Origin of the sequence: Nocardia sp. NPDC005978, assembly GCF_040614455.1 — a bacterium.
Classification (GTDB): domain Bacteria; phylum Actinomycetota; class Actinomycetes; order Mycobacteriales; family Mycobacteriaceae; genus Nocardia.
This window is the reverse complement of sequence record NZ_JBEXUS010000171.1, coordinates 1-11,570: the sequence shown is the minus strand read 5'-3', so window position 1 is coordinate 11,570 and position 11,570 is coordinate 1. Positions and strand designations below refer to the sequence as shown.

Genomic DNA, 11,570 nt, shown 5'->3' with positions numbered 1-11,570 from the left:
TTCCTATCTCTGTGTTTCTTCCACACGTGTGCGCGCCGGGTTCGAATGAACCCGGCGCGCTTTGTCTTTGCCCGGCTTGTCTTTGCCCGGCCGGTGGTGGTTCAGGCGTCCAGGACGCGGACCTTCCGGTCGACGACGGGTGGTTCGACGGACCAGGGGAAGTTGATCCAGCGATCGGTGTGCTTCCACACGTATTCGCAGTCGACCTCGGAGCGGGGTTTCTGGTAGATGACCGCGCAGCGGACTTCGGCGACGTGGTCCTGGCAGAAGTCGCGGACGAGTTTGAGGGTGGCGCCGGTGTCGGCGACGTCGTCGGCGACCAGGACTGTCGCGCCGGTGAGGTCGACGGCGCTGGGTACGGGGGGAAGCATGACCGGCAGGTCGAGGCGTTGGTCGACGCCGGTGTAGAACTCGACGTTCATGACGTGCAGGTTCTTGACGTCGAGGGCGTAGCCGAGGGATCCGGCTACGAAGAGGCCGCCGCGGGCGATGGAGAGGATGAGGTCGGGCTCGAATCCGTCCTTGGCGATGGTGTGCGCCAATTCCCTTGCGGCGGTGCCGAATAGTTCCCAGCTGAGTTCTTCGCGGTCGCTCATGGTGCTCCGTCCCTGTCCCGGACCGATTGACCAGGAGATCATACGAGTGCGGGTGGGCGCTCGGATGCTGATCGGTTGCAGTGTCCGGGTTTTCGGGTCGGTTCGGTGTGTCGGCTACGGCTGGTGGGTGATGGTGTACCAGAGCAGGCCGAGGGTGGCGAGGCCGAAGAGCGGTACGAGGATGAGGGTTTCCATCTTGTTGCCGGTGCGGTCGATGATGGGGATGCGGGTGCGGATGTCCAGGGGCCAGAGCAGGCGGCAGCCGCGGTCGGTGAGGCAGTCGCCGAGGATGTGGGCGAGTGCGCCGAGGCCGACGGAGAAGGGGAGCCAGGCGGGTTTGTCGCTGATCCAGTAGTCCATGACGAAGGTGCCGCTGGCGGCGAGGGCGATATGGGTGCCCCAGGCTTTGGGGCCCTCGCCGGAGGGTGCCAGGTGCAGTGCGCGCACGGCCAGGGCGAGCAGGAAGAAGACCAGGGCGAGGGTGAAGTAGCGGCCGATCCAGTGCAGTCCGGCCCAGGTGCCGACGGTGACGAGGGCGACGAACAGGAAGGAGTGGGTGCCGTGGCGGTGCCCGCCGGATATCCACGAGATGAATTTGCAGGCGGCGTGGGAGACCGGTCCCAGGACGTGGGAGATGGTTCCGTTGGGGTGGTCCGCGTCCGGGAGCAGGGCGGCGCCGGCGGTGAGCAGGGCGCCCATGACGAGGTCGACGGGGCGGATGTTGCCCATTTGGCTTGCGGGATAGGTCAATACGGTGAGCGGTAGCGCGGCGGCGGCTGCTGACCAGGCGAGCGCGCCGCTGGTGGCGTGTGAATGTCCTAGCACCACAATGAGATTAACCGTCATTTGGGCTGGTGTTCAACTTTGTGGTGATGCTGATGGTATGTGGTAGCAGGGGTTTCGTGTGCCGGGGACTGGGCAGGGCGGGCGGGAGCGGACCCGCCGGTGGGGGTGGCGGGCGGTGAAATAGTCTCGGGGGAGATTGCGCTTTCCGCTCAGAGAGGAACGGACATGTCGGTTGCGTCCGCGGTGAAGGATCAGATCCAGCAGATCGGCGGGGGGTTCATGTTCTCCCGGGAGGCGAAGGCGTTCGCCGCGTCGACGGGCGTGCCGGGGTTCCTGCCGGGGTACACCCGGGGCCGGGGTGGGGTGCTGGGTGATGTGGACGCGGATGTGGTGGCGGCGGCGTTCGGGTTCTTCCCGCCGGCGGCGGTGCGTACGGCGTGGGAGGCGACGGCGGGGGTGCCGGCGGCCAAGGGGGCGCAGGGGTATCTGCTGGCGTGCCAGGATTTCGGGCGGCGCAAGCTGGCTGGGTTCGAGCCGGTGGAGCGGTTGGCGGAGTTGCTGGAGCGGGTGGCCGATGGGGCGTCGGTGGCGGGAGTGCCGTTGTTCGCGGGGTGGCGGGCGTTGCCGCGGGCGCAGGATGCGCCGGCGCGGGTGGCGCACGCTGTGCAGGCGTTGCGGGAGTTGCGGGGTGGTTTGCATTTGATGGCGGTGCGGTCGAGTGGTCTGTCGCCGTTGCAGGCGGTGTTGATCGCGGGGTCGCCGTTGAGTTCGGGTCCGGATCAGGCGCGCGGGTACGGGTGGGGTGAGCCGTTCGAGGAGATCACGGCGGATTTGAAGGGGCGGTGGGTGCAGGCGGAGACGATTACCGATGATTTGATCGCGCCGGCGTTCGCGGTGCTCGATGATCGGGAGGCGCAGGAGTTGGTGGGGTTGCTGACCGCCTGTCACAGTGCGGTTTTCGCGCGGCGCTGAGCCGCAGGGGCGTTCGGGTGTGGCAGGCTCGCCGGTCAGTGGGGGCTGCCGCGCCCGGGTGTGAAGGGGTTCCGCGTGGACAACGATCGTGTGGTGGCGACGGTGCTGGGGTATCCGGGGGTGCGCAGCGTGTGGGAGGAGCGGGCGAACGCGCCGTTCCGGTTGGCGTATCTGCTCGATATTCCGGCGCGTAGTCCGCATGCGGTGGTGGTGTTGCGGCAGGTGCTGGATTTGTTTCTGGAGCACGCGCAGGTGCCGGGGCTCGGTGATGTGGCGGGGTTGAACGAGCAGACGAGTCTGCTGGCGTCGAATGCGGTGCCGGTGGAGCGGGAGTTCGTGCGGGCGGCGGCGGCGGGGTTCGTGGTCGATGATGCCGCGGATCCGGCGGGGGAGATTTTCGCTATCTGCAGTGCGGCGTTGCGGTATCTGTTCGCGTCGGTGATCGTGGCGCGCGGTGATGTGGATGCGCGGCTGGGTGTTTCGGGGTTCGTGCCGCGGGGTGCGGGTGGGGGTGCGTTGCGTTCGACCGGGGATGTGGCTGCGGCGTTTCTGTCGTTTCCCGATGTCGGGGCGATTCGGGTGGATCCGCGGGTGGCGGCGGTGCGGTTGTCGTATGTGCTGGGGGTTCCGGCGTCGACGCCGGAGTCGGTGCTGGTGTTGAGCCGGGTGTTGCAGTTGTTCGTGGAGGAGACGCCGCGGGTGCCGGAGTTGTCGGATATGGCGGCGATGGTGCGTGAGACGGGGCGGATCGCGGGGACGGCGACGCCGTTCGACGCGGAGTTCCGGTTCGCGGCGGCACAGGGTTTCGATGTGGCGGACGCGCCCGATGTGGCGGAGGCGGTGTGCCTGGTGTGTGATCGGGTGGCGCGGTTTCTGTTCAAGGCGGTGATCGTGGCCCGGGGTGAGACGGATCGTTTTCTGGAGGGTGTGTCGTGAGTTCACGGGTGGCGCGGTTGCGGGCGTTGATCGAGCATCCGGCGACGGGTGCGGGTGAGCGGGCGGCCGCGCAGCGGATGCTGGATCGGATCGCAGGCGCGGCGGTGCGGGCCGATGCGGCTGATCGGGCGTACGGGTCGCGGTATGCGCGGGCGGGCAGGCATGCGGGTCTGACGGAGATCGCGGAGTTGGTGCGCGCCGATATCGCGTTCGCGCGGGTGGTGTTCACCGAGCCGGTGGCCGCGGATGCGGTGGCGGTGTTCGATCCGATTCGGGACGCGCCCGCCGAGATCGGCTATCGGGTGACGGGCCTGCCGGAGCAGAACAGCATCGTGGTGGAGCTGGATTCGGTTCCCCCGCACTGGGGTTGGACCGCCGAGGGGGCACCGAGCGCGGCGTTGACGGGGTTGGCGCGGGCGCTGGCGGAGATCATGAATTCGTACAACCATGAGGGTGCGGTGATCGGTACGCGGTTCTTCGCCCGGGTGCGGGCCGGGGAGCGCACGCTGATCTGGTGAGGTCGTGGAACGCGAACAGGAGTGCGTATGTCGGAGGCCGGGGTGCTGCGGATCGCGCAGCTCAATATCGGGTCGTTGCTCGAGCCGAAGTGGGAGCAGCGCCGGCACGAGGTGCTGGCGTGGTTCGAGCGGCTCGATCCGGACGTGGTGTGCCTGCAGGAGGTGTGGGAGGACGTCACCAAGCCCGAGGAGAGCAATACCGGGCGCTGGCTGGTGGAGAACGCGGGCGCGGGGCGCTGGCACTGGTGTTTCGGCGGGTATCCGTTTCCCGAGGATGCCTGGCACGACCGGAATCTGCGGTTCGGGTCGGCGATTCTGAGTCGCTGGCCGATCGAGCGGTCCGAGGTGCTGGCGTTGCCGGGGGATCCGGCGCCGCGGGACCCGCATCCCTCCTATCGCATGCAGGCCGAGCTGTTGTACGCGCGCACCGGCGGGATCGATGTGTTCAGTACGCATTTGGCGCCGCCGCCCGCGCAGGCGTATCAGCGGGTGCAGCAGGTGCTGGCCATCGACGACGCGATCACCGCCCGGCACGATCGCACGGTGACCGCGTTGCCGCCGATCCTGTGCGGGGATTTCAACGCCAAACCGCTCTCGGACGAGATCCGGTTCCTGCAATCCAATGCCGTGCTGGAGGGGCGCAGCACCTCGTTCCAGGACGCGTGGTCGCTGCTGCGCCCGCAGGAGGTCGGCTACACCTATGACCCGCTGAGCAATCCGCAGGCGCGGTTCCTGAACGTGCCACCCCAGCGCATCGACTACGTGTTCGTGGGTGACCCGTTCCTGCGTCCGGAGGGTGCGGGCCGGATCCTGAGCGCGGACCTGGCTTTTCACGAGCCGTTGACCGGGATCATCGCCAGCGACCACTACGGGCTCGTGGTGGACGTGCGGTGGCCGCAGCGGCCGTGAGCGCGGCGCGCACCCGGTATTCACGCGCGGGTCGCGCTCGCGTGGGTGCGAACCTCTAGCATGCGAGGCGTGGGCGGGCGATGGGTGCGGATTCTGGTGTGTGCGAGCGTGCTCGCCGCCGCGGGCTGCGTGGGCGCGGTCGATCGCGCCGATTTCGAGGAGCGGATGCGAGCACGCGGCGGGGGATTGGTGAGTGCGCTGCCGCTGGGGGCGATCAGCGCCCTGTCCCAGCGTCTGGGCGTCCCCGAGGTGCAGGCCACCGTGCTCGTGCTGACCGCGCCCGATTCGGCGAATTTCCGGGTGGTGCTGGCCGATCAGCCGCCGCAGGTGACCGCGTTCCTGGCCGAGCACGATCTCACCTCGCGCGAGGCGGCGGTGTGGCTGCGGGTGCGCACCGATCGCCGGCTCGACGACTACGCGTACCTGTACGGCACGCTCGGCCCGGGTGATCCGGTGCGGGTGTCCGCGCGCGAGGATCTGGACGCGGACAGCTTCACCCTGAACACCGTCGCGGGCCTGTCGCGGATCGAGGAGATCGTCGACACCGCGCTGGCGCGCAGCGAACTCGACGGCGCGCACGTGCCGGTGATCGTGGTCGCCCGCTTCGACGGCGATATCCGCATCGTCGCCAATGTCGTCTCGTCCCGGGCCGAGATCATCGCCGAATTCGACGAGACCGGGCAGTTCACCCGGATCAGGCCGGTGTAGCGCCGTGCGCAGGCTCCTGCTCGCCGCGGCCGGTACCGCCGCCATCGTCGCCATGATCAGCATCGTCATCCCGCTGGCGATCTGGCCCGGGGAAGCGAAACTGACCGCGCCCCTGTTCTGCTCGGCCCCCTACACCGAACCCATGGTCGTCTCGGACACCTGGCACGACTCCGAGGGCACCTCCACCAACTACACGCTGTACTGCGTGGGCGAGCGCGGCGCGTACACCGATGAAGGGTTCGCCCGGCCCATGCTGGTCATGATCGGCGCCCACGCGCTGATCGTCGCGGCCCTGGTGGTCGCGATCGGACTGCCCGCCCTGCGCCGGTCCCGCCCGCGCGCCGACACGCCCCCGGGGGCCATCGAATACTGAGCGAATCCGTTTGTCCCCGAACACGACCCGCCGCGGTTTGATACTGTGCGCCCAGCAGTGGGGTTCGCGGATGGGATGGTCCGGCATGGCGTTCAGCCTTATCGACAGCGGCGAGGACGACGAGCGGGGGCAGCGGCGTGACACCGTCTCGGTGTCGGTGTCGATCACCGTGTCCGCGACGATGAGCGTGTCCGCGAACTCGGTTCACCAGGTCACCGGATCCCCGGTCACGCCCGCCGAACTCACCGCGGTCACCACCACCGCGCCCACGCCCCACACCCCGCCACCGGCGCTCGCACCGGCCCCGGCGCCCGCCCCGGCGGCGACGACCTCCGCGGCCACCGGCCCGTACGTGGTCATGACCCTGGACCGCGGTCTGCTCCCGCACAGCCTCGAATTCAGTGTCGACTGGCCACATCGCGTGCCGGCCAAAGATGTCGGGTCCGCGCTCTACGAGGCGTATCGCACCGCCCTGACCACCCACACCGCGCACGCCTCGGACGAGCTCGGCCGCCGCCGCCATCGCCGCCGCCCGGCCCGCCATTCACCCGATCACCGGCTCACCCTGCGCGATCAGACGATCATGCTGCTCGAGACCACCACCTGGAACAAGTACTGCCGCCTGCAGGACGAGCTGCTCTCGGACGGGCAGTACCTGATGAACGGGGCCGCCACCCAGTACGGGCGCGCGGTGGTCGCGGTGTCCGGTAATCGCGACGCGATCCACGCCATCGAGGTCGCCCCCACCTGGCCCGGCTGCGCGGACCCGTACGCCCTGGAAACCGAACTCATGTGGTGCGCGGACCGCATCCGCGCCCTGCGCCCCAAGTTCGCCGCCCAGCACGATTGGTCCGCCCACACCGACGACGAACTCCTCGAGCTGCAACAGCGCCACCGCCGCAAGCTGATCGAGCTCAGCGCCCGCTGAACCCCCGGCCCGCCCCCCCGTAGCTCGCACGCAGGCACAGCCAGGAGACCAGGTCACCCCCGCTGTGAGTGCGGTCTGCCGCGTATTCGATTCGCGGACAACAACGGAGCTCGAGCGGCAGATCGCCGAGCTCACCGCCGGCGCGGGTGTGGACATCACACTGAACTCGGCGCACGCGCTCCAAGCACTCCGGTCGCAGTGAGCCGCGCCCGGCCGTCGAGGCTCTCGCCGCTGCCGGGTTCATCCCCGCCTACCGAATCCGCGCCGGCCGTTCGTCGAACGAACCCGCCATCGGTCGACAGACGTGCACCGGCGGGTGACCGGTGGGCTTCGGGACAGCTGCGCCGGTCGCGCCCGGCCGGACCGCTCCGGCCCCGAGGGGCCGGAACGGCCGTTGATGTGCGGCGTCGTCAGTCGTGGGCGAGCGCGGGTACCAGTGTCGGGGTGGGGGATTCGGCCGTGGGCTTCGGGGTGGGGGACGGGCGGGTGGTTTCCTCGGGCAGCATGCGGTGCAGCTGGTTCAGGCCGTAGCGGGCCAGGTCGGGCATGACGCGGTTGAACCAGATGCTCAGGGCGCCGTGCAGGTTCTCCAGGTGGGCGGGGCGGTCGATGATCGCGTCGGTGAGCATGTTCGCCGCGGCCGCGGTCGACAGGGCCTTGTAGCCGTTCCAGCCCAGGGCCGCGCTCATGTCGGTGGCGACCAGGGGAATGCGGACGTCGGTGAAAAGGACACCGTCGCCGTGGCATTCGTTGGCGGCGATGCGCATGACCGCCTCGAGGGCGGCCTTGGATCCGACGTAGGCCGAGAAGCGGGGGATATCGGTGATCACCCCGAGCGAGGAGCTGGACACGATGTGGCCGGACCCGCGCCGGCGCATCTCGGGCAGCAGGCGCAGCATGAGCCCGACGGGCCCGAAGTAGTTGATGCGCATGGTGCGCTCGAAATCGTGCAGGCGATGCTCGGATTCGGCGACCGAACGCCAGATCGAGCGGCCCGCGTTGTTGACCAGGATGTCCGGCGCCCCGAATTCGATCAGCACCTGGTCGGCGAGCTTGTCGATGCCCTCGGCGGTCGAGAGATCGCTGGGGAGTGCGTGGGCCTTGCCGCCCTGTGCTTGGATCTCGGCGACCAGTTGATCCAGTTCGCTGATCCGGCGCGCGGTCACGATCACCGTCGCGCCCGCGGCGGCCACCCGCAGCGACAGTGCCCGGCCGATGCCGCTCGAGGCCCCGGTGATGAGAACGGTCTTGCCGGCCACGCGATCGGCCAGGGTCGGGCCGAACGGCAGGGGGATGCGGTGCGGCATGGTCAGGGCGTTGACCACCTGCCGGGTTACCTCGTGCTGAACTTTTGCGAGCGTCTTACCGATTCCGAACATCCCACACACCGCTTCCCGACTCGAATTCCTCTGCGGGACGATGTTATTCGACCGTGACATCGGGTGCCGGGCCAGCGATGTGCATGATCGGCCAACCTTCGGGATCGCAGGTTTGGGGGTGGGGGTTTCTGGCTACTTTGAAGGCCGATCGAGCGGTGATGCAGAGTTGCAGTCGATGCAACGACGGGTGAACGCCGCAGTGGCGCAAGGGAACCCGGGACCGGGGCATACGGGGTTGATAACTGTGGGGGTGCCGCCACCGGCTTAACTTGACATAATGTTGATTATCGGTACTTTTACGGCGGCGGCACAGGCTTGTTGATCTTGTTGTGTGACAGCCGTATTCGCGCGTCAACCCCGCTCCGAGGGCTCCGGGACTCCCCGTCGCCGGCGTTCGTGCGTGCGCGCGGGTGTGCGTGTTCACCTGTCCCCGGGGTGTTTTCCCGGCACCGGAAAATTGTTTGCGCGACCCCGCTGGCTCGTAGGAAATTTTCCGGTTTCGTCCGAATTGGGTCGAAATCGCCCCCTCGGGGTCCAATCATGGTGTCGCGGTGGATTATCGGCGGCTCCCCCGGGTCCCGGTGGGTCAGGTAGAAACGTCACTGTGACGAATTAATGGGTGACCCCGGGTGCCGTATCTCCGGTTTCCGGTGCTGTGGATGCTGGACGTTTGCGAAAATGCCTCTATGACGGACGGACTGGGGCAACGGCGTTCCATCACCAGCGCGCTGCTCATCGCGGAGTTCGCCGTCGAACGCGGCGTGCAGCCCGCACAGCTGTTGCACGGCACCGGAATCGCCCGCGAGATGCTCGACGACCCGACCGCCGAGATCACCCGCGCCCAGGAGATCGGGCTGCTCGAGAACGTGGTCGCCGCACTCGGTGACGAACCCGGGTTCGGGTTGTTCGCCGGCATTCGCTCGCACCTGGCCAATCACGGGGTGTGGGGATTCGCGATCATCAACAGTCCGACCGTACGCAGCGCGGTCGAGGTGTTCGTGCAGTACAACGATCTCTCGTTCAGTGTGGCGCGGTTCCGGGCGCACAACGAGGGCTCGGAGATCTGGCTGGTGCGCGATGACACCGCGGTGCCGCCGCGGATCCGCCGCTTCGCCCTGGAATGGGATCTGGCCACGTTCGCGACCATGCAGCGCGATTTCTTCCTGACCCCGATCCCGGTGCGGGTGGAGATCGCCATCGAGGCCCATCCCATGTACGAGATGTTCAACCTGCTCAACGGGGTCGCCGAGGTGAGTTTCTCCGCCCCGTGCACGATTCTGAAGTTCGCGCGCGGGGCCCTGGATCTGCCGCTCCCCCAGGCCAATTCGCTGTCCGCGGCCTACTACGAGAAGAAATGCATGGAGCTGCTGCAATTGCGGCGGTCCCGGGGCGGGGTCAGCGGTCAGGTGCGGGCGCTGCTGATTCACCGCTCCGGGGTGGCCTCGCAGCCCGAGGTCGCCGATGCGCTGAACTTGAGTGTGCGCACGCTGCGCCGCCGCCTGGCACAGGAGGGCACCACCTTCCGTGAGCTCAGTGACGAGACCTCGGCGTTGCTGGCCGAGCAACTGCTCGCGGCCGGGTTGACCGCCGAGCAGACCTCGACCCGGCTCGGGTACTCGAGCGGGTCGGCGTTCGCGGCGGCGTTCCGGTCGTGGAAGGGTCAGACCCCGCACCAGTACGCGCGCGATGCACGGGCCGCACCTCGGTGAGGGACCGCTCCCCCGGGCTCGAAGAGAAGGAAACCCCAGGTCAAAGCGTCACAGTGACGTATAGGCCTGGGGTCGGTGGATCATCGGCCGCCGCGCCGTTCGCTGTCCGCGGCCTACTGCGAGAAGAAACCGCGCCGCGGTCTCGAGTATCCCCGAACGGACGCCCGCGGCCCTCGGGACGCCCGCGACCCCCGGGATGACCACGACCACCGTGCCGTCGAGGTCCTTGCCGAACCGGGCGCCGGGGTGCGCGCCCGATGCGGAAACCGCGGATCCGTCAGGTGCGGGCGCCGGTGTGGCAGGGCGTGAAATTCGCTGGGCGAGCGGAGTTTTGGTGGGCTAGCCTGCCGCTCATGACAGCCAAGAACAATTCCTATCTCGATCAGGTCGTCGCGCAGCAGGCGGTGTTGGAGGAGAATCTGCGGTCCGCTCCGGTCGCGGGGGCCGCGGGTGGTTCGGGCGGGCGGGGTGTGCTGGCCAAACGGGCCGGGCGGGCGGGTCCGGCGCGCGAGACGCCGGTGCAGGGGCCGGTGGATGTGCGGATCACCGGGTTCTGGCGGTGGCAGACGGTGCTGGTGCCGCCGAACGCGTTCGTGGTCCATACCCGGCGCGGGCGCAAGGAGCCGTTGCACATCGGGCTGGGGGTCTCGTTCCGGTTCGATCCGGGCGCGGATTCGTATCTGGTGGTGCCGGGCGCGATTCAGACGATCCTGATCAATGCCTACTGCATCTGCAAGGAATTGCAGGGCGTGCTCGTGCAGGGGTACGTGCAGTGGATCATCGACGATTTCGCCACCGCGTACCGCAAGCTCGACTTCTCCGACGCGGAGGATCCGATGCGGCTGGTGAACGTGCAGTTGCGGGAGCAGGCCGAGGCCGCGATCAAGGACAAGGTGTCCACGATGGCGGTGCGCGATGTGCTCAGCGACAAACAGCCCATCATCGAGGAATTGACCGCGCGCCTGCGCACGGTGGCCGAGGGGTCCGGCGAGCCCGCGGCCCGCGACGATCGCGGGCTGGGGTTGCGGATCGTGACCGTGCAGATCAAGGAGGCGGTGGTCAGTTCGACCACGCTGTGGGAGAACCTGCAAAAGCCCTATCGCAGTGATCAGAACCGGGTCGCGCGCCTGGCCGAGCTCGAGGCGCAGGAGGCGGTGTCGATGCGGGAGCTGACCGCCGCGCGCACCGCCGAGGAACGCCGGATCGAGAACGAGCGTGAGCTGGCGGCCCTGCGTGACCGGCACGAGGCCGCCCGGTTCGATCGTGAGACCGCCGAGCGGTTGCGCCGCACCGGGCGCACGCACGCCGATGAGCGGGCGGTGGCGGATCTTGCGCAGGAGGCGGCGCTGCACGCGTTGCGGCTCGAGCGCGACCTGCACGCGGAGCGGGCGGAGAACACGCGTCTGCAATCGGAGTTGCGCCGCCAGGAGCTCGAGGCCGAGCTCGCGCTGGAGGCGGCGCGGGTGCGGGCCGCGCACGAGCAGGCGCTGCTGGGGCTCGAGCGGGAGCGGATCACGGTCGAGAACGCGAATCTGCGCAATGCCAGCAGTATTCAGGCCGAGTTGGTGGGTGCGCTGCCGGCGATCGTGGACAATCTGCCCGCCCCGCACGAGCTCAGGTCGGTGCAGATCGGCGGGGACACCCTGGGTTTGAGCGGGTTGCTGGCGCAGGTGAGCGCGATCGTGGACACCGTGCGCGGGCCGGGCGCCTCCTGAGCCGAATGTGCGTCGTGCCGGCCACCCGCCCTGGTGGCCGG

At 68.6% G+C, this 11,570-nt stretch carries 12 protein-coding genes; 9 read left to right on the top strand and 3 right to left on the bottom strand.

The features are described from left to right. Positions 1-101: 101 nt before the first annotated feature. Positions 102-596: a phosphoribosyltransferase gene (locus tag ABZ319_RS38435; protein WP_354991516.1), complete on the bottom strand. Its 495-nt coding sequence runs from the start codon at positions 594-596 to the stop codon at positions 102-104. Between the two features lie 114 nt (positions 597-710). Further along, a complete protein-coding gene (locus ABZ319_RS38430) occupies positions 711-1,421 on the bottom strand; it encodes a metal-dependent hydrolase (protein ID WP_354991515.1) in 711 nt (236 codons plus the stop codon). A gap of 120 nt (positions 1,422-1,541) precedes the next feature. Here ABZ319_RS38430 and ABZ319_RS38425 point away from each other — a divergent pair, with 120 nt between their 5' ends. From ABZ319_RS38425 to ABZ319_RS38395, 7 genes are all read left to right on the top strand, one after another. Further along, the gene (locus tag ABZ319_RS38425) at positions 1,542-2,354 is read left to right on the top strand and encodes a hypothetical protein (RefSeq protein WP_354991514.1); all 813 of its coding nucleotides are present in this window, start codon (positions 1,542-1,544) and stop codon (positions 2,352-2,354) included. Between the two features lie 75 nt (positions 2,355-2,429). Next, on the top strand, positions 2,430-3,290 hold the full coding sequence (locus ABZ319_RS38420; RefSeq protein ID WP_354991513.1) for a hypothetical protein: 861 nt from the start codon (positions 2,430-2,432) through the stop codon (positions 3,288-3,290). Next, positions 3,287-3,808, top strand: coding sequence for a hypothetical protein (locus tag ABZ319_RS38415; RefSeq protein WP_354991512.1), 522 nt, complete (start codon positions 3,287-3,289; stop codon positions 3,806-3,808). The genes ABZ319_RS38420 and ABZ319_RS38415 overlap by 4 nt, the downstream gene beginning before the upstream one ends. Before the next feature lie 27 nt (positions 3,809-3,835). Continuing rightward, positions 3,836-4,717, top strand: coding sequence for an endonuclease/exonuclease/phosphatase family protein (locus ABZ319_RS38410; protein WP_354991511.1), 882 nt, complete (start codon positions 3,836-3,838; stop codon positions 4,715-4,717). A gap of 69 nt (positions 4,718-4,786) precedes the next feature. After that, positions 4,787-5,425, top strand: coding sequence for a hypothetical protein (locus tag ABZ319_RS38405; protein WP_354991510.1), 639 nt, complete (start codon positions 4,787-4,789; stop codon positions 5,423-5,425). Positions 5,426-5,429: 4 nt separating this feature from the next. Then, a complete protein-coding gene (locus tag ABZ319_RS38400) occupies positions 5,430-5,798 on the top strand; it encodes a hypothetical protein (RefSeq protein WP_354991509.1) in 369 nt (122 codons plus the stop codon). Positions 5,799-5,883: 85 nt separating this feature from the next. Further along, positions 5,884-6,726 (top strand): hypothetical protein, encoded by an 843-nt coding sequence (locus ABZ319_RS38395; RefSeq protein WP_354991508.1) that lies wholly within the window; start codon positions 5,884-5,886, stop codon positions 6,724-6,726. Between the two features lie 410 nt (positions 6,727-7,136). On the opposite strand, the gene ABZ319_RS38390 is transcribed toward ABZ319_RS38395, so the two are convergent. Then, entirely contained in the window at positions 7,137-8,033 is an 897-nt protein-coding gene (locus tag ABZ319_RS38390; RefSeq protein ID WP_354991517.1) for an SDR family NAD(P)-dependent oxidoreductase, read from the bottom strand. A 758-nt stretch (positions 8,034-8,791) separates the two neighbouring features. Between ABZ319_RS38390 and ABZ319_RS38385 the strand changes: the two genes are divergently transcribed. Together ABZ319_RS38385 and ABZ319_RS38380 are read left to right on the top strand one after the other, a co-directional pair. Beyond that, the gene (locus tag ABZ319_RS38385; RefSeq protein ID WP_354991507.1) at positions 8,792-9,814 is read left to right on the top strand and encodes an AraC family transcriptional regulator ligand-binding domain-containing protein; all 1,023 of its coding nucleotides are present in this window, start codon (positions 8,792-8,794) and stop codon (positions 9,812-9,814) included. Between the two features lie 353 nt (positions 9,815-10,167). Continuing rightward, on the top strand, positions 10,168-11,529 hold the full coding sequence (locus ABZ319_RS38380; RefSeq protein WP_354991506.1) for an SPFH domain-containing protein: 1,362 nt from the start codon (positions 10,168-10,170) through the stop codon (positions 11,527-11,529). Positions 11,530-11,570 lie beyond the last annotated feature (41 nt).